Source organism: uncultured Mobiluncus sp. (assembly GCF_963511525.1).
Taxonomy (GTDB): Bacteria; Actinomycetota; Actinomycetes; order Actinomycetales; family Actinomycetaceae; genus Mobiluncus.
The window spans coordinates 51,102-68,891 of record NZ_CAUPIY010000001.1; the positions used below are offsets into that span (position 1 = coordinate 51,102).

The 17,790-nt window shown below is 58.0% G+C and carries 18 protein-coding genes; 12 read left to right on the plus strand and 6 right to left on the minus strand.

Translation table 11 applies throughout. The annotated features are described in order from the left end of the window. Positions 1-9 precede the first annotated feature (9 nt). Positions 10-435, minus strand: coding sequence for a transcriptional repressor (locus tag RQ935_RS00235; RefSeq protein WP_311496690.1), 426 nt, complete (start codon positions 433-435; stop codon positions 10-12). Between the two features lie 134 nt (positions 436-569). On the opposite strand from RQ935_RS00235, the gene RQ935_RS00240 reads away from it, so the two are divergent. From RQ935_RS00240 to RQ935_RS00250, 3 genes are all read left to right on the plus strand, one after another. Beyond that, the gene (locus tag RQ935_RS00240; RefSeq protein WP_311496691.1) at positions 570-1,667 is read left to right on the plus strand and encodes a metal ABC transporter solute-binding protein, Zn/Mn family; all 1,098 of its coding nucleotides are present in this window, start codon (positions 570-572) and stop codon (positions 1,665-1,667) included. A 122-nt stretch (positions 1,668-1,789) separates the two neighbouring features. Then, positions 1,790-2,638: a metal ABC transporter ATP-binding protein gene (locus tag RQ935_RS00245; RefSeq protein ID WP_311496692.1), complete on the plus strand. Its 849-nt coding sequence runs from the start codon at positions 1,790-1,792 to the stop codon at positions 2,636-2,638. Then, positions 2,638-3,486 (plus strand): metal ABC transporter permease, encoded by an 849-nt coding sequence (locus RQ935_RS00250; RefSeq protein WP_311496693.1) that lies wholly within the window; start codon positions 2,638-2,640, stop codon positions 3,484-3,486. Before RQ935_RS00245 ends, RQ935_RS00250 begins: the two co-directional genes overlap by 1 nt. Positions 3,487-3,514: 28 nt before the next feature. Here the strand turns inward: RQ935_RS00250 and RQ935_RS00255 are convergent, their stop codons facing one another. Beyond that, positions 3,515-4,348: an exopolyphosphatase gene (locus RQ935_RS00255; RefSeq protein WP_311496694.1), complete on the minus strand. Its 834-nt coding sequence runs from the start codon at positions 4,346-4,348 to the stop codon at positions 3,515-3,517. A gap of 444 nt (positions 4,349-4,792) precedes the next feature. On the opposite strand from RQ935_RS00255, the gene recA reads away from it, so the two are divergent. From recA to miaA, 5 genes are all read left to right on the plus strand, one after another. Further along, complete coding sequence (gene recA / locus RQ935_RS00260) at positions 4,793-5,905, plus strand: recombinase RecA (protein WP_311496695.1); 1,113 nt, start codon at positions 4,793-4,795, stop codon at positions 5,903-5,905. Further along, positions 5,902-6,432, plus strand: coding sequence for a regulatory protein RecX (locus RQ935_RS00265; RefSeq protein WP_311496696.1), 531 nt, complete (start codon positions 5,902-5,904; stop codon positions 6,430-6,432). The genes recA and RQ935_RS00265 overlap by 4 nt, the downstream gene beginning before the upstream one ends. 30 nt (positions 6,433-6,462) lie before the next feature. After that, a complete protein-coding gene (locus RQ935_RS00270) occupies positions 6,463-6,948 on the plus strand; it encodes a CinA family protein (RefSeq protein WP_311496697.1) in 486 nt (161 codons plus the stop codon). Positions 6,949-7,036: 88 nt separating this feature from the next. Then, the gene (gene miaB, locus RQ935_RS00275; protein WP_311496958.1) at positions 7,037-8,533 is read left to right on the plus strand and encodes a tRNA (N6-isopentenyl adenosine(37)-C2)-methylthiotransferase MiaB; all 1,497 of its coding nucleotides are present in this window, start codon (positions 7,037-7,039) and stop codon (positions 8,531-8,533) included. Between the two features lie 10 nt (positions 8,534-8,543). Next, entirely contained in the window at positions 8,544-9,503 is a 960-nt protein-coding gene (miaA, locus tag RQ935_RS00280; RefSeq protein WP_311496698.1) for a tRNA (adenosine(37)-N6)-dimethylallyltransferase MiaA, read from the plus strand. Here miaA and RQ935_RS00285 read toward each other — a convergent pair. From RQ935_RS00285 to RQ935_RS00295, 3 genes are all read right to left on the minus strand, one after another. Next, positions 9,444-10,373, minus strand: a complete 930-nt coding sequence (locus RQ935_RS00285; protein WP_311496699.1) for a hypothetical protein — start codon at positions 10,371-10,373, stop codon at positions 9,444-9,446. The genes miaA and RQ935_RS00285 overlap by 60 nt on opposite strands. Positions 10,374-10,544: 171 nt before the next feature. Continuing rightward, complete coding sequence (locus RQ935_RS00290; RefSeq protein WP_311496700.1) at positions 10,545-11,189, minus strand: methyltransferase; 645 nt, start codon at positions 11,187-11,189, stop codon at positions 10,545-10,547. Positions 11,190-11,207: 18 nt separating this feature from the next. Beyond that, positions 11,208-12,191, minus strand: coding sequence for a hypothetical protein (locus tag RQ935_RS00295; RefSeq protein WP_311496701.1), 984 nt, complete (start codon positions 12,189-12,191; stop codon positions 11,208-11,210). A 15-nt stretch (positions 12,192-12,206) separates the two neighbouring features. Between RQ935_RS00295 and hflX the strand changes: the two genes are divergently transcribed. Both hflX and RQ935_RS00305 read left to right on the plus strand, forming a co-directional pair. Continuing rightward, positions 12,207-13,775, plus strand: coding sequence for a GTPase HflX (hflX, locus tag RQ935_RS00300; RefSeq protein WP_311496702.1), 1,569 nt, complete (start codon positions 12,207-12,209; stop codon positions 13,773-13,775). Positions 13,776-13,788: 13 nt separating this feature from the next. Further along, positions 13,789-15,861: an ATP-dependent DNA helicase gene (locus RQ935_RS00305; RefSeq protein ID WP_399531802.1), complete on the plus strand. Its 2,073-nt coding sequence runs from the start codon at positions 13,789-13,791 to the stop codon at positions 15,859-15,861. 20 nt (positions 15,862-15,881) lie between these two features. On the opposite strand, the gene lexA is transcribed toward RQ935_RS00305, so the two are convergent. Continuing rightward, positions 15,882-16,565: a transcriptional repressor LexA gene (gene lexA / locus RQ935_RS00310; RefSeq protein WP_311496703.1), complete on the minus strand. Its 684-nt coding sequence runs from the start codon at positions 16,563-16,565 to the stop codon at positions 15,882-15,884. Between the two features lie 236 nt (positions 16,566-16,801). On the opposite strand from lexA, the gene RQ935_RS00315 reads away from it, so the two are divergent. Together RQ935_RS00315 and nrdR are read left to right on the plus strand one after the other, a co-directional pair. Continuing rightward, on the plus strand, positions 16,802-17,239 hold the full coding sequence (locus RQ935_RS00315) for a LysM domain-containing protein (protein WP_311496704.1): 438 nt from the start codon (positions 16,802-16,804) through the stop codon (positions 17,237-17,239). Between the two features lie 94 nt (positions 17,240-17,333). Next, positions 17,334-17,786, plus strand: coding sequence for a transcriptional regulator NrdR (gene nrdR, locus RQ935_RS00320; protein ID WP_311496960.1), 453 nt, complete (start codon positions 17,334-17,336; stop codon positions 17,784-17,786). Positions 17,787-17,790: the final 4 nt, after the last annotated feature.

Sequence of the window (17,790 nt, forward strand, 5' to 3'; positions counted from 1 at the left end):
CAAAGGGTATTATTTTTTCGCGGAGCACTTAGAGCACACCCCTGTCAGCTCCACCGTGTGGCTCAAAGCGGAGAACCCCATTTCCCGGCCCATTTCGTTCAGGGTTTCCTCCAGCCCTTTCAGATGGAACTCCTCGGTCTTTCCGCAGCTCCGACACACCAGGTGGTGATGATGTTCGGAACTCTCGCACTCTCGATACAGAGTAGTGCCATCGGCGGACTTGACTGTGTCCAAGACGCCGTCTTCCGCCAGCGCCGCGAGATTGCGGTAAACAGTCGCCAATCCTACGGGGGTGCCGTTTAGCTGGAGTTTTGTAAAGATGTCAGCTGCTGATTGAAAATCAGTCATTCCTCTGACCGCGGAAAGTACCGCTTCTAATTGTCGCGTTTTGCGCTGCCGAGCGGGGCTTTGGGGTGTCGATTTACCTGTGGTCATTGGTAGTTTCCCTCCCGTTTTCGCGCTCCTAACCTAACATTGTGTCTCGTTTTGACAGCGTTTTCCAGTTGAGTGATAATGAGAACGATTCGCAATAAGAACAAAAACTATAACCCCTGTGGGGAAAGGAAAATATGAAGTTGAAAACTGTTGGCGCCCTGTTCGGTGCCGCCGCACTAGCCGTGAGCATGACCGCCTGCTCGACCGCAAACGATACCCAAACGAAAGACACGGGGGGGGACGCTGCTGCGGACAAACCGACGGTGTACGCCTCTACTGACGTATGGGCTTCCGTGGCAAAAGCCGTGGTGGGGGACAAGGCAGACGTGATTACGTCCATCGATCAACCGAACTTGGATCCTCATTCTTATGAAGCCAGCGTGAAAGATAAGAAGCTGGTGAACCAAGCCTCCGTAGTAATCGTGAACGGCGGGGGTTACGACGATTGGGCGCTGCAGCTGGCCAAGTCAGCGGACAATAAACCGACTGTGCTCAATGCCGTGGAGCTGGCCGGCATTGACTGTGGCGACGCGGAAGGTCACGACCATGAGGACGGCCATGAACATGAGGATTCGCATGAACATGAGGATGCGCATAAACATGAGGATGCGCACGAACATGAGGATGGGCATGAACATGAGCACGAGCACGAGGGTGAGGAAGCTCACGAACACGAGCACGAAGGACACCATCACCATCATCATCACCATTGCTCCGTCAATGAGCACGTGTTCTACGATTTGCACGCGGTGAGCGAAGTCGCCAAGGCAGTTGCCAACACGATGAGCCAGACTGACGGCGATAATGCTGCGGCTTACCAGGATGCTGCAAAGGCATTCCAAAGCAAGTTGGATGAATTGGAATCGCAGGCAGAGAACATTAAGGCGCGGGGCGAAAAGCATTCCCTGGCGACCGAACCTTTGGCGAACTACCTGTTGGAGGACGCCGGTATCCATGATCTGACTCCCGAAGAATACGTGGAACAGTCCGAAACGGAATCCGGGCCCAGCGTAAAGACGCAGGCTGACACCAAGGCTCTGATTACGGAGGGGAAAGTTGATGTGCTGCTGGTTAACTCCCAGACGGAAGACCCGGTGTCTCAGGCACTGCAGGATGCCGCTGGGACTAAAGGCATTCCGGTGGTGACGCTGACCGAGACCTTGGCGGGGGCCAGCGACTATGTCAGCTGGATTGGCACTGCCTTAGAACAGATAGATAAGGCTTTGAAATAATACATGAATAGGGTATAGAACTGTCCGGGCTTCAGAACAGAGCGCATCTCCTGGAGCCCGGACGAAATCCGTTAAGGTAGATGGAACCAGGAAGGCAACCGGGGGACTGGGGAAGGAATCAGATGAGCGAAGAACCGCTGTTGGAGATGCGGGACCTGGCATTGAAATATGGGACACGACAGGTATTTTCCGGCTTGAACCTGCGGGTCGAACCGGGACAAGTCGTGGGAATCCTGGGACAAAACGGAGCCGGAAAAACGACCCTGTTAAAGTCGGTACTCGGTGACGTGAAACCCGCCGCGGGAACCATTTTTCGGCAGGGCTCGGCGAAAATTTCTTACCTTCCGCAACACGGACGTTTCCCGAAATCTGTGCAGATTCGCGGACGTGATGTGGTCTACCTAGGGCTTGACGGGGCGAAACTGGGGTTCTGGACTTCCCCCGGGGCGCGGGACAAAGTCGAGCGGGCGATAGACCTGGTCGGGGCGCAGAGCTACGCGGACGCGCCGATTAGCGGACTGTCTGGGGGAGAGCTGCAGCGCTTGCGTATCGCGGCCGCCATTGTGCAGCGTCCCGATTTGCTGCTGGTTGACGAACCGCTGGCGTCTCTCGATCTCAAGCACCAAACCGACATAGTAAATATTTTTGGCAACTTGGCAGCGCGTGGCACCGCAATCCTGCTGGTGACTCACGAGTTAAACCCCGTGGAAAAACTGCTGGATACCGTGGTGTATATCGCCCTCGGACGGGCCGCGGTCGGTTCGGTGTCAGAGGTCATGTCCAGCGAAACATTGTCCGCTTTATATGGTGAGGAAGTCCGTGTCATCAACTTGGGCGGAACGTATTTCGTGGTGGGGGCGCAAAGCGGGACCGAATCCGGCTTCGTGGAGGAAGCCCTGCACGGTCACCATCACGCCAGCCATTTTGAATCAGCCGAGTCACCGCACAATCCGAAGGAGGCGGGCCACTAATGGAGGCCATCATCAACTTCCAGGATTTTTGGCAACTGGTACCGCTGGTTCGGGAATCACTGGTCGCCGCGGCAATCCTGGCTGTCGTTTCAGGAATTTTAAGCCCGCTGGTACAGCTGCGAGACGCGGCTTTTGCGGTTCACGGAACGTCCGAACTGTCTTTTGCGGGAGCATCGGTGGCACTATTTCTCGGGGCCAGCGTCACCGGCGGAGCCATCGCGGGGTCCATCGTGGCGGCGCTATTGATGTCCGCGACCTACACTCGACGCTGGGGCACAAATGCTCTCATCGGCGTGCTGTTACCGTTCGGCTTGGGCATCGGGGTGCTGTTCCTGGCGCTTTACAAAGGGCGTTCCGCCAACAAATTCGGCCTGTTGACGGGTCAGATTGTGTCCGTGGATGAAAACCAGCTGGCCGTGTTTGCCGTGGTCGGAGTTATGGTTTTGGTTGCTATAGCTCTGTTTGGGCGCCGACTGTATTACGCTGCGGTTGATCCGGTGGTGGCGCTGTCAAAAGGGGTTTCCCCACGAATGATGAATTTGTGGTTCATGCTTATCCTCGGTTTGGTCGTGGCGCTAGCGGTGCAGATGGTGGGGGCGCTGCTGGTCTTGTCGCTACTGATTACTCCCGGAGCGGCGGCCGCGCGGGTTTCTGCGAGCCCCTTGAAGCAACACGTCCTGGCGGTTGTCTTTGCGCTTATCGCAGCGGAAGGTGGCATCTTGTTGTCGCTGGGCCCCGGCCTTCCCATCAGCCCATACATCACGACAATATCGTTCCTGATTTTCCTTGTCTGCTGGGCGATTGGTGCCTTGCGCAACCAAACCAACTGGGCGGCGCGTCGCGCCTAAACGTTACCAAAGAACCTATTGAAAGGAATTACGCGGCAGTGAGGACCGGAGTGTAATCCGGGGCAACGGTCGCGACAGCCACGGAGGCATCACGGAAAGCCTGCACCTGGGCCTGCGCCCAAGCTTGGGAGGGATGCTTGCCTTCTTGAACCAGCTGCATTTGGTGAATCCAGAACTGGCCTTCCTGAACGCGCTTGCCCCACACCTCGATTTCGGCCTTTTGGCGTTCCAGCTTGGCTTTGTGGGCTTCCTGCAGGTGGTTTTTGGCTTCGCGGGCCTTTTCTTCGGCTTCGAGTTCGCGACGTCGGCGGGCGGCTTCGAGCGCTTCGCGGGCCTTTTCTTCGGCCTTGCGCTGTTCGATGCGATCCTTGGCTTCCTTCTCGATCTTAGCCTTGCGTTCTTCGGCTTCCTTGCGTTCCAGCTCGGCTTCCTTGGCGTGCATCTTGTTTGCGTTATCAGCGGCTTGAATAGCCTTAGATTGCAGTGCCCGAGCCTGTTCCTCATCACCGGCGGCGGCGGCGACACGAGCCTGGGAGGCGTAGCTCAAAGCCTGGGATTCGTAGGCGCCAGCCATCGTAGAAGCGTGCCGGGAATTGACAGCAGAAGACCCCACCTTGCTAAAAGCATTAATAGCGTTGCCGTCACGATTAGCCTTCTCTTTAGCGGCGTCGTTTTTCTTCTGGATTTCCCTGGCAATCAGCTGTTCACGGTCAAAACGATCCAGGGCGTTTAAAAGGTTTTGGCCACTTTGGGTAAGGGTTCCGTGTGCTTTGGCAAAAGAGCGGATGGCAGCGCGTTGCTGCATTCCGGGAGTGAGGTAGTTCCTCATCCCGAGCATAGACGTGCCCAGTACGACGCTCATTTTGCCCTCCGTGGCTTTAGCGTTTGTGCCGCCTTCCTGGCGACAGCCTTCATATCGACAATTGGTTTATGAATTTTAGGAAATCATGGATTTTGTGAGGTTTATCACACAGGTTTCTTTAGTAAAAGAATCGTCAAAAGTGGAGGTCTACGGGGGATATTGCCAGTTTACGTGCCTTGGTAGGACGGGGTAGGAGGCGCGCAGAATCGCACTGGGCGGCGAATTTTTACGAACAGTCGGCGTGTCGGATGATTCGAACTAATGTTCGATATAGGGTTTTCCACAGATGAGTCGAAAAGGGACTTTTCCACAGGTAAAAAACCTTTCGATTTTTCGCTTCCGGGGTGGGGCGTAAGTTCATCTTGAGAGCTTCGGAGAGGAGCTCAACAATCACACCCGAACTATTGGAGCGGCGGAGAGCCGCGCAGATGAAAGGAATACACAATGGCAAAAGACGAGCGCGCGAAAGCGCTGCAAACTGCACTTGGTCAGATTGATAAGCAGTTTGGTAAAGGTTCCGTGATGCGGCTGGGCGACTCAGCCGTGAACACGAATGTTTCGGTCATTCCGACAGGGTCAGTAGCCCTGGACGTGGCTTTGGGGATTGGGGGACTCCCGCGGGGCCGCATTATTGAGATTTACGGTCCAGAATCTTCCGGTAAAACTACTGTGGCTTTGCACGCGGTGGCGAACGCTCAGAAACAGGGCGGGAACGCGGCTTTCATCGATGCGGAGCACGCTCTCGATCCGGTTTACGCACAGAAGTTGGGTGTGGACATTGATAATTTGCTGGTTTCGCAGCCCGACACTGGGGAACAGGCGCTAGAGATTGCGGACATGCTGATTCGCTCCGGCGGCCTGGACATCATCGTTATTGACTCGGTCGCGGCGCTGGTGCCGAAGGCTGAAATCGAAGGGGACATGGGGGATTCCCACGTAGGTTTGCAGGCCCGGTTAATGAGTCAAGCGCTGCGAAAGATTACCGGGGCGCTATCCGCCACCGGCACCACCGCAATCTTTATTAACCAGCTGCGCGAAAAGATTGGGGTGTTCTTTGGCTCGCCTGAAACCACTACCGGCGGGAAAGCATTGAAGTTCTACGCTTCGGTGCGTATCGATGTGCGCCGGATTGAGACACTGAAAGAAAATGGGGACGCTATCGGTAACCGGACTCGAGCCAAGGTCGTTAAGAATAAGATGGCGCCGCCTTTCCGCCAGGCCGAATTCGACATCATGTATGGTCAGGGCATTTCCCGAGAAGGTGGCCTCATTGACCTTGGTGTGGAAGCGGGCATCGTGACGAAATCGGGCTCTTGGTTTACCTACGGCGAACTGCAGCTGGGGCAAGGCAAAGAGAACGTGCGGAAGTTCTTGGTGGATAATCCTGAGCTCAGCGCCGAAATCGAAGATAAGATTCTCATCGCTCTGGGCGTGCGTGAGGATCCGAACGCGGTAGCGCAGGCAGAGACTGGCGAGGACAAGAAACTCGCTGTCGTGATGGATGACGACTCCGCAGATGAGGGCGTGTCCGTCAAGAAGGTTCAAAAAGCCTCATGAGTTTGCGAGTAGTGGATGCGGCGGCAGATGCCGCCGCGGAAACTGGTTTGTCCCTGCTGGATCGGCGGGCTGTTACCGAATCTCAGATGCGTGACTATCTGGCTGAAAAGGGATTCGGTGACGAGGCTGTCGATGACGTGGTGGCGGCTTTCGCCGCTCGTGGCTGGCTGAATGACCGAGACTACACCGTGGAGTTCTTGCGTCAGCGTTGCCAGCGCCCCGGGATGTCCCGAGCCAAGTTGGCAGCGGATATGGAAAAGCGTGGGTTAGATGCCCAGTCTATATCCGCGGGCATAGCGGCTCTGGATGCTGAGAATCCAGACTGGGAAACGGAAAACGCCCGGACCCTGCTAGAGAGCAAACTTGCGGCGGCGCGCCGGGGCTTGGATTTGAGCAACTTTGACGATTGTCGCAAATTGAAAGCCAAGCTGTGGCGCTATGTAGCGACACGCGGGTTTTCCTCAGCTCTGGCCACCACCGTAGTCAATACCGTGATGGAGGAACTGAAACTGGACGGTCGAAGCTAGCGAGGGGATGAATCGTGAAGGGACGAAACGATGGGTGACGCTGTATCGGCTGATGAATTAGCCGCGAGGGCGCTGGGGAAACTCACCGAGCAGGGACAATCGCTTTCCTGCGCGGAATCGCTGACCGGGGGTCTGTTGGCGGATGCTTTTGTCAGAATCCCCGGAGCCTCCCAAACATTTCGCGGCGGAGTCGTGACGTATACCGATGCGGTGAAAACCGCGGTGCTGGGAGTAAGCCCACAGCTGCTGCAAACGAACACCGCTTATGACCCCCAGGTAGCCGTACAGATGAGTGAGTCGGCACGAAGGTTATTTCACTCGGATTACGCGCTGTCTACCACCGGGGTTGCGGGTCCTGGCCCGGATGAAGGCGTGGCGCCGGGGAGAGGGTATGTCTGTCTGGACACTCCGCAGGTCACAGAAGTGCGGGAGATCGACCGGCCCGGAACTCGCCCAGAAGTCCGCGCGGCGTTTGTGCGGGCGGCTTTGGAGTTGCTGGTGTCTCACCTTGGTTGAACATCCCGGACGCGGAGCGCAGTCGCGACAGTTGGCGCTAGTCGGCGAAAGTGACGGCATCAGCGGCATGACATAAAATGAGCCGGTGATGGAAACTCCGCGAACTTACCTGGTGAAAACGCTTGGCTGCCAGATGAACGAACACGACTCGGAACGCATGGCTGGCTTGCTTGACGCTGCCGGCTGGGTGCCGGTTGAGGAGGTTCCGCAAAAAGCTGCGCGCGCTACCAACGCCGGAGACGGTGGGGCTGACCTGGTGGTTTTGAATACCTGCTCGGTGCGTGAGGCTGCTGGAACGAAACTCTACGGCAATTTGGGACAGCTGGCAGATGTGAAACGGAACCGCCCCGGAATGATGATTGCCGTGGGAGGATGCTTCGCCCAGCAGGAAGGCGCGAAAATCCTTGACCGGGCTCCGTGGGTGGACGCAGTTTTCGGGACACATAATATCGACGCCCTCCCGGTGCTGCTGAAACGTGCCGAACACAATCAAGAGGCCGCGGTGGAAATCGAGGAGAGCCTGAAAGTGTTCCCCTCCGTTCTGCCGGCGCATCGGCAATCTCCGGCTTCAGCCTGGGTGTCTATCTCGGTGGGATGCAACAACACCTGCACTTTTTGTATTGTGCCTTCCCTGCGAGGTCGGGAACGGGACCGGAATCCCGCGGACATCTTGGCGGAAGTACAGGCGGTAGTGGATGCGGGAGCCGTGGAAGTGACCTTGCTGGGGCAAAACGTGAACAGCTACGGAATGAGCTTCGGAAGGCGCGGCGCTTTTGCAGATTTGCTGCGAGTTGTTGGAAAAACGCCGGGGCTGGAACGCTTACGTTTCACTTCGCCCCACCCTGCGGCCTTCACCGAGGACGTCATCGCCGCCATGGCGCAGACCCCGACGGTGATGCCTTCCCTGCATTTTCCGCTGCAATCCGGTTCGGACCGGATTTTGCGGCAAATGCGCAGGTCTTACCGGTCTGAACGATTCTTAAGAATTCTCGAGCAGGTCAGGACTGCCATTCCCGAAGCCGCCATCACCACCGATGTCATCGTCGGATTTCCCGGCGAAACTGAAGCTGACTTTCAAGACACCCTTGACGTGCTGCGCGAGGCTCGGTTCCAAGCCGCGTTTACGTTTATTTACTCCCGCCGTCCCGGTACTCCCGCCGCCGACCGAGACGACCAGGTAGACCCGGAAATCGTGGCGCAGCGCTACCAAAGGCTCTTGGAACTGCAAGAAACAATCACTTTGGAGGAAAACGAAAAGCAAGAGGGCCGGACAGTGGAAGTCCTGGTCACCGCGGGTGGCCGCAAAGACGAAGCTACCGCGCGAATGAGCGGACGCGCCCGGGACAATCGTTTGGTTCATTTTGCGGTTCCCCAAGGCGTTAAGGTCCGTCCCGGGGATTTTGTTACGGTCGGTGTGACCCACGGCGCGCCGCACCACCTCGTGGCGGATTCCGCCCTCACTCCGGGCGGCGTATTCACCGTTCGCCCCTCTCGCGCCGGCGACCTGTGGGAAGCGGCACACCTCGAAAAGCCTCGCGGCACCCTCTTGGGAATGCCCGGACGTAAGCCGGGACCAACGAGTTAGGGGCCAAACCGTGATTGTTGCGATTGTGGGGCCGACCGCTACCGGGAAAAGCAACCTGGGGCTGGATTTTGCACAGCGAGTGTCCCGCGACGCGGAGCTAAAAGCTAGGTTTCCGGGCGGTGTAGAGATTATTAGCGCGGACGCTTTCCAGCTCTATCGGGGCATGGACGTGGGTACGGCGAAAACCCCGGAATCCCAGCGCCACGGGATTCCGCACCATCAGATAGACGTGCTGTGGCCCGATGCAGAAGCCTCGGTGGCGGCATATCAGAAATATGCCCGCTCTGACGTGACGGCGATTGCAGCACGTGGAGCTTTACCCTTGGTAGTGGGGGGTAGCGGGCTGTACGTGCGGGCGCTGCTGGATGTGCTGGAGTTTCCGCCCACTGACCCCGCGGTTCGCGCCCGGTGGGAGGCGCAGGCGGAGCAACTCGGGGCGTCCCAACTGCACGAAATCTTGAAGCGCAAAGACCCGAAAGCAGCCGAAACCATCGAACCGCTCAATGCCCGTCGCCTGGTCAGAGCCTTGGAAGTCATGGAAATTACCGGGCGCCCATTCTCCGCGACTTTGCCGCGCGGGGAATACTGGCAGCCAGACACCCACGTCTTTTACCTGACGCGAAACCTTGATGAACTGGACGAACGAATCAATGCGCGTTCGCGCGAAATGTTTAGCCAAGGGCTGCTTGAGGAAACGGCACGACTCGCTGCCGACCGGGCTCACCCGTTGGGGATTACCGCGCAAAAGGCCACTGGGTACAGCCAAGCTCTGGCGGTGCTACGCGGTGAGATGACGGTGGAAGACGGTATCACGGCCACCGCTTTAGCGACCCGACAGCTGTCCCGGCGACAAATCAAGTGGTTCCGCCGCGACAAACGGGCGGCAGAAGTTGCCTGGAGTCACATGAGCTTAGAGGAACAGGGTCGGAGATTTTTTGCGCAGGCTCGCAGCCAGATTCTGGGTCACTGACATTCCCGTCACGATTTCCGTGTCTAACTGGCGTTCGCTCAGGCCTTCGCCCACGGAAACCAGGTAATCAAAACGCAGGTAGGGTTGGGTTCGCATCCCCAGAACAGAAGTCACGCCCAAGGCGTTGAACGTATTTAACTCATTGATGGCATCGAACAAGTTTTCGGCAGAGAACGGCTGCCCCAGCTCAATCAGCAGAGACGTGGACAGCCAGGTGTCTTCCCCGAAAAGCCGCAAAACCATCAAGTCATCCGAATCGCGCAGGCGCAGCACCGTCCCGTCACGGTATACTCGCAGGTCGAGACGGGCTGCCGCCTGGGCAACCGACTCTACGCTGACCGGCGCGGTGAGAGAATTATCCGAAAACCCCGGAACAATCTGGACGATGTGCTGTTTGGGCAAAAGGTCATGATGGGAAAAATCCGTTTCCGCGTCCAGCTCACAGGGAAAATCAGCTTCCACACCGGAAAAGAACCGGTCAGCCATAATCAAAGCCAGCAATAGATGTGCTTCCAGCTGCTGGTCACCCATACCGACAGTGACCTGGACGTTCGTCTGAGCACAGAGATGATAGTGATTACCATGCAGATAAGTCACCACTCGTGGACCGACAGCCTCGCGATTGTGGTGCAGGACGTAGGGTAGCAGCCGAGAGCGTTCGCGGACGGAAACCGTGGCGCGCCAGACCGAGCGGACGCGCAAGACCCCCGTCACCAAGTCAATGTAACTGGTGGCGGTCGCGCCAGGCAACATCACTGTGCGCCTAGAGTCATGAACGTCCACAACATAGCTGCGAGAAGCGCCATCGAGGGCTTCGCAGATGCGTTCAAGTGTCACCACCCGCGGACGTTGAGCGGTCAACTGCGGCATAATTTAATGTTACGGGGCAGGCTCGTGCTTTGGGTGAAAACGGGGGGCCGAATAATTTAGACACCCCTAACGCTGCAGTTCACAAGGGAATCGGTCGTTTTTGTAGGTGACGATCGCAGCGCGGTCGGAAGACAGCGGTACGGGTTTCTTTGCCGGGGACTTTCGGGTGCCTCAGGTGGCGCTCCGGCGCAGCTGCAGCACCCGAAATCCTTTCGAGGAGGCGATTTTTTCCCCGGTCCAGCCGTGTTCGTTTAGATATGCCAGGAATGGATCAGATCCGAGGTTGCGTCCCATCACCAGGTAGGCGACCCCATCTGGCTTTAAACGAGTTCGCCAGGCTTCCCACATTGCGTGCAGGGCAGTTTTGCCTACGCGCACCGGCGGGTTGGACCAGATAACATCCACGGAGTTGGGACCCAGGGTAGCAAAAGCGTCGGCTTCGCTCAGAGGTTGGATATTGTGCAATCCGTTAGCGGCTGCGTTTGCCCTGGTCAGCTCGATAGCACGAGTGTTTACGTCCACGGCGTAAACCTGGGCGGAGGGACGCTCGGCGGCTAAAGTTAGCGCCAACGGTCCCCATCCGCAGCCCACATCGACGAAAACTCCTGACCCCCCCAGCTCTGACACGGAAGGCAGAGGGGGCACCTTACGCAATAACACCTCAGTGCCCTTGTCCAAACCATGACCGGAAAAAACCCCGTGAGCAGTCGTGACGCGAAAATCACGACCGGCTAGAGACACGGTTAGCTCCCGAGTGGAACCCTCGGAATGGGGAGTGGCTGCGAAATAGTGCTCGCCGGCAGGCTGCGAACTCAACTGGTCTCCTAACTTGTCTCAAAAAAGTTTAGCGACCACGTGGCTGATTAAGGAAGTGAGCACGCTGACAATCAACCCCAGCAGGAACGCCCCCAAAACGCTGTGTGTAAAGAAAAATAGGCAAACGCCCGCGCCCAGGGCGGAAAGTACGAACTCAATCATCCACTCCAGCAGCTGCGGAATATGCAGGCGCAACGCCACGGCTTGTGCCGCCTCGTCCAAAATGACTAAAACGATCGTGACCAGCAATGACAGACCGAGGTAGGGCCAAAAATCTTCAAAAATAATCGCAATCTCTTGAGGACCCCAGCCGGAGAGCAGCAGCACACACAGGGTAGGAATCATCAGCACCAGCAAATTTCCCAGCAGCCGTGCCGCGATGTTGGCGATTTCCACAGGGGAGCGCGGGCCGGTAGGCATTGCGGGATGGTTCGCGGAAGCGCGGGGTTCCGAGGGCTGCGAAATCCGTTGTGTGTGGCCGGGAATGATGGAGTTTTGCGCCGTTTCTGAGGGGTGGTCCGCAGAAGCGGTGCCGGGCGGGTTCGCGTTTTTTTCCTGTTTCGTCTCTGGGGACGATGCCGGGACGCTAAAGGTCGGAGCGCCGGGATGGGGATAGACTGTTTCGTCCCCGGTCGTCTCCGTGGTTGCTGGCGATGCGGTGATTTCAGCAGCGGGATCTGTCGGAGCTTCTATCTCAGCAGGCTGCGAGGGGTTCGCGGCGGTTCTAGCGGGACCGGAATCAATGGTCTTTGGCTTGGTCCGACGCAGTCGTTCGGGAACCATGATGGTGGAATCGAGTTCGGCCGCTTCGAGGATGATTTCTTCCTCGGAACGCCAGTCAGGCACATTGAACAGAGCCTTGTGGCGTTTCTTAAGGCGTTCATCGGCAGGATTAGGGACGGGAGCCGTGCGGGGGAGCGACTGGCCGAACGGGGACGCACGCCGAGCAGACGGAGCGTCAAAATTTTCGTCTCCGGGGTCCGTTGTATCCTTTAAAACCAAAGCTCAAACCTTTACTTGCATGGGCCGGGGGATACCCTAAATTCTAGGCGGAAGGATTATAACTTGCAGGAAAACAAGGAGGATTACCCAAACTTGGGTTTCCTTTCGGGTGCGCCACTGGCGGGAGAGGTGACCGCGTCGGACAATCCGACCCGGTCCCAGCCCGACGCTGCCGAGCAAGCCCAGCGGTGGGCCGATCGCTATGCCTTGGGGCGGGTGGAATCCATCGGTTCTGAGCTACAGGACATCAGCGAGGTTGAATACCGTGAAGTTCGCCTGGAAAAAGTTATTTTGGTGGGGATTTTCGCCGCCGACCGGGATGAGGCCGAACTGTCGCTGCAAGAGCTTGCCGCCCTGGCGAAAACGGCGGGAGCTGTCGTGCTGGCCGGGCTGTTGCAACGGCGTGAGAAGCCTGACGTGGCGACTTTCCTGGGACGGGGCAAAGCCCACGAACTGCAAGCTCAGGTGGCGGCTCTTGGCGCGGATACGGTCATCGTCGATGATGAGTTAGCCCCCAGCCAACGCCGGGCCCTGGAGGACGTGGTAAAGGTCAAGGTCATCGACCGCACTGCCCTCATTTTGGATATTTTTGCCCAGCACGCCACCTCACGGGAAGGCAAAGCCCAGGTGGAACTGGCTCAGCTAGAATACCTGCTGCCGAGGTTGCGCGGCTGGGGCGAATCGATGAGCCGGCAGGCCGGCGGACGTGCCGCCGCGGGTGAAGGTATCGGCGCGCGCGGACCCGGTGAAACCAAGATTGAACTCGATCGGCGCCGAATTCGGTCCCGGATGGCTCGGCTGCGGCGCACCATAAAATCTTTGGCTCCGACACGTGAAGCGAAACGAGCCAGTCGTAAGGCTGGGGGAGTACCCGCGGTGGCGATTGTGGGCTACACCAACGCGGGCAAGTCCTCGCTGCTAAATCGGCTGGCGGGGGCCAATCTGCTGGTGCATGATGCCCTGTTTGCCACTCTTGACCCCAGCGTGCGTCGGACCCATACTCCGGAAGGACGGGAATACACCCTGACGGATACGGTTGGGTTCGTGCGGCGCCTGCCTACCGAACTGGTTGAGGCTTTTCGTTCGACTTTGGAAGAAACCGCTATGGCTGATTTGATTTTGCACGTAGTGGATGGTTCTAACCCCGACCCGCTGGCGCAAGTCGCCGCGGTTGACGCCACCCTGGAGGCTGTGGAGGGCATCGAGGACGTCACGGTCATGATGGTGGTAAACAAAATCGATCAGGCTACAGCTCCCGCCCTCGCGCTGCTGCGTCATTCCTTACCGGAGGCATACTACGTTTCGGCACGGACCGGGGAAGGCATCGAGACGCTGCAGGAAGCCATCGCCGAGCGACTGCCCTGGCCGGGGCAGCGGGTTCGGGTAGTGGTGAAGTGGGAAAACACGGGTCTGCTGGAACGGATTTATCGTGACGGCAAGCTTTTGACCCGCCAGACCCGCGAGGACGGCACCTTTATAGACGCCTGGGTCCCCCCGGCTTTGGGGGCAAAACTGCTTGATCAGGCAATGGAAGATAATCACGAAATCAGCGAGGGGGTCGACAGTGACGCAAACGATAGATAACGACACCGCGGACATGTCCGACGTTGAGGCAGGCGCTTTTGCGGATTATGTTCCCAGTTCAGAGCTGCAGAAGGTGTTGACTGAGGCGGTGTCTTTGTTGGGAGGTAGTGAGCGGCCCGGTCAGGTGGCGATGGCGGCCGCGGTGGAACAATCGCTGCGCTCAGATGGCAAATTAGCAGTTCAGGCGGGGACTGGAACCGGGAAATCCCTGGGATATTTACTGCCAGCGCTGCTGTACTGCCTGCACGAGGACGCCAGAGTGGTCATTTCGACCGCAACTTTGGCTCTGCAAAACCAAATCATCACTAAAGACGCCCCCCTAGCGGTGGAGGCGGTAAAGAACGTGACTGGCTCAGAGCTGCGCGTGGAGGTTCTCAAAGGCTGGCAAAACTATGTCTGCCTGCACAAATTGAATGGCGGTTACGAGGGCAGCGAGGACGATTTATTTTCCACTATGGAAGATTCTCTCGCCCCTGGGGCAGGCGGGGGCGGTGAGGCCGCTTCGGGACGGGGAACGAAAACCGCGCGCCAAATGCGGGGATTTGCCGCTGAGACGAAAAAACTTTACGAATGGGCTCGGGAAACGACCACCGGGGACCGAGACGAAGCTCCGCGCGGTATCGGGGCCCGGGCCTGGCGGCAAGTTTCCCTGTCCAGCCTGGAATGCGTCGGGGAAAAATGCCCGTTTCGTTCCGAGTGCTTCCAAGTTTCGGCTCGCGATAAGGCAGCATTAGCGCAGGTGGTGGTGACTAACCACGCCATGATTGGGCTGGAGGCCGCCGGAAAACAGAATCCGCTGCCCCCGTGTGAGGCCATCATCGTTGATGAGGCTCATGAACTGGCCGAAAGGGTGCGTTCGCAGGCGTCTACTGAGTTCAGCGCCAATATGTTGGCGACTTGTGCCAAGGCGGCGGGCAATTTGGGGGTTTCCGGCAGCGAGGAACTCTCCCAGCAAGCCATCATGCTGGGCGTGGCGCTGCAGAATCTGGAAGATAGCCGTCTCACGCAGATGCCTGAGGCAGTAGCGGAATGTCGGACGCTCGCCCTGCCGCCCTTGAAGGCTGCCCTAACCGAGTTGAGTGCGAAGAGTGGGGGTGACGCGGGGGTAGACGGCGAAAAACACGCAGATGCGGCGAAAGCAGCCGTTGCGAAAGCAGCACTGACCAGCCTGTTAGATACTCTTGAGACGATGACCCCGGAATCGGTCGCGAACGGCGAAACAATCCTGTGGCTGAGTCGGGGACGCGATGGCGACCAGGAACCTCGGCTCTACACCGCTCCGCTGGACGTGGCCGGAAAGCTCGCGAATCGATTGTGGAGTGAACATGCCATCATCGCGACCTCGGCCACCCTCAAGCTGGGGGGCACATTTGCGCCGCTCATACACAAGATGGGTTTGCAGCTCGAGGAACCGCAGCCGGAAACCTTAGATGTCGGCTCGCCGTTTCGCCACGATCGGCAGGGCATTTTGTATCTGGCTCGGGACTTACCGGCGCCCACTCGCGGGGAGCACCCCGAAGTGTTCTGGGATCGACTGGTGGAGCTGGTCGAGGCCTCGGGAGGCGGGGCGCTGGGGCTGTTTTCCTCACGCAAGATGGCTGAGCGGGCAGGGGAAGTACTTCGGGAACGCACCGATTTGCCCATTATGGTCCAAGGTGAAGATTCCATGGCAGCCCTGGTTAACGATATGCGCGAGGACACTTCCGCCTGTCTGATGGGAACTCTCTCGCTGTGGCAGGGGGTGGATTTGCCGGGGAATACTTGCCGTTTGGTGCTGATTGACCGGATACCTTTCCCGGTTCCCAGTGACCCGGTTATTGAGGCGCGCTGTGCCGCCGTCAAACGAGCCGGGGGCAGCGACTTTATGGAAGTTTCCCTGACCCATGCCGCCCTGTTGCTGGCGCAGGGAACCGGGCGACTGTTGCGTTCTGCCGCGGATCGCGGGGTGGTGGCGGTGCTGGATTCACGTCTGGCCACCGCGCGGTATGGGGGATTTTTGCGAGCCTCCCTGCCGCCCTTGTGGCCCACGGAGGACGCACAGGTGGTGTTGGACGCTTTACGGCGACTGCACCAGAAAGTTTCCTAGGGGTGGGGGCAACCCAAACGTTACAGGGAACGGATTACCGTGACGACCTTGCCTAAAATGGTGGCGGTATCGCCGGGGATGGGTGCGTAGTTATCGTTGTGGGGCAGCAGCCAAACGTGCCCGTCAGCTCGGGAAAACTCTTTCACCGTGGCCTCGCCGTCAATCATCGCCGCCACGATTTCACCGTTGCGGGCTTCGCTCTGATGGCGCACCACGACCCAATCGCCATCTAATATGCCACCGTCCTGCATGGATTCGCCCTTTACTGCGAGCATGAACAGTTCGCCGGAACCGGTGAAGCGCCGGGGCAGGGCAAAAGTGTCCTCGACCATTTCCTCTGCCGTGATGGGGGCACCCGCTGCAATCTGTCCGACCAGGGGAACCGTGGTCGCCGCCGCGGTGTCGGCGATGCCCACCGGAATGGTGGTGACGGTGGCAGGCTGTGTCGCGCCGGGTGGCGGTTTCTGCTGCGAAGTTTCCATCCCCTCGGGAAGCTTTACGAATTCCAAAGCTCGCGGTGTGTTGGGAGCTCTGCGCAGGTAGCCCTTTTTGGTCAACACGTCGAGGTGGTGTTTGACCGAGGAGGGGGAGGACAGCCCCATGGCCTCGGCGAGTTCGCGTACCGAGGGGGGGTAGGCGAGCTTTTGACTGAGTTGGTACAAAGTCGTCAAAACTTCCTGTTGTCGTTTGGTCAGGTCGCTCACTGCTGCTCCTTTATCCGAGTACTTTGCGCGGGATAGCTGGCAAAAGTCCGTCTGACGTAACTCGCGGATTTTCGTCTCCGGGGTCCATGTCAGACTGGCAATTGTCAGGCTAACTGCGGTCAAAATTAATATTCGCACAAATGTTCGATTTTGACTCGACAACGCGCCGGCAATGGTTTATATTATACGTACAGATGTTCGAACGAACAAATGTTCGAATGAATGGAGGGATTACCATGACAGCAGTTTTGGCACCGACTTTTGAGGTTAGCGAGCTCGCTCCGAATCACCCGGCGGTGCGTGCTTTCAGAGCCCGCCAATCGCGCCCGGCTTACTTGCGTTTGGTTCCGAAGGCACCGGCGTCACCCGCTGTGGCTGTGCGGCCGGTTTTGTCGTGGGATGCCGTAGCTTTGCGAGTGGGGCTGTTTATTCTGGCTGCCCTCGTGATGGTGTTCCTGGGTATGGTGTTGGGGCTGGGGCTCAGTCCTGATTTCGTTCCCACGGATTTTATGCAACACACGGTCGTGCCGGGCGATACGCTGTGGGATATTGCCGCGACTAATGCCGCCGGTGTGCCGACTGACGAGGTCTTGGCGGACATGATGGACGCAAATGCCTTGGACACGGGTTCCGTGCTAAATACCGGGCAAACGCTGTTGGTTCCGGTTTATTGAAATGATTTGGTTCAGTCCGACTCTCCAGCTTGCGAAAACTTCGGTTTGCACTTACGGTGAAACCTGTAGTCTTGCAGCGGTGAAGGAGGGCGACGTGCACTGTCCGTTTTGTCATCACGAAGATTCCCGTGTGATTGATTCACGTACCGCCGATGACGGTGCCTCCATTCGGAGGCGTCGTGAATGCCCCAGCTGCGGTCGGCGTTTCACCACCCTGGAAACCACGCTGCTGCTGATTAAGAAACGTTCCGGAGCGACCGAGCCGTTCCGGCGCAGCAAGGTTATTGCCGGTCTGGCCAAAGCCACCCAAGGCCGTCCCATCAGCCCTGACCAACTCGCTCTTATGGCTCAAGGCGTTGAAGAAACCCTGCGGGCCTCTGGGAAAGCCATCATCAACTCCGAGGAAGTCGGCAAGGCTATTTTGGAACCGCTAAAGGAACTGGACGAAGTCGCCTATCTGCGCTTCGCTTCGGTTTACTCCGATTTCAATTCCATCGAAGACTTTGAGGATGCAATCGCCTCATTAAAGAACCAATCTCAGAACTAGCCGC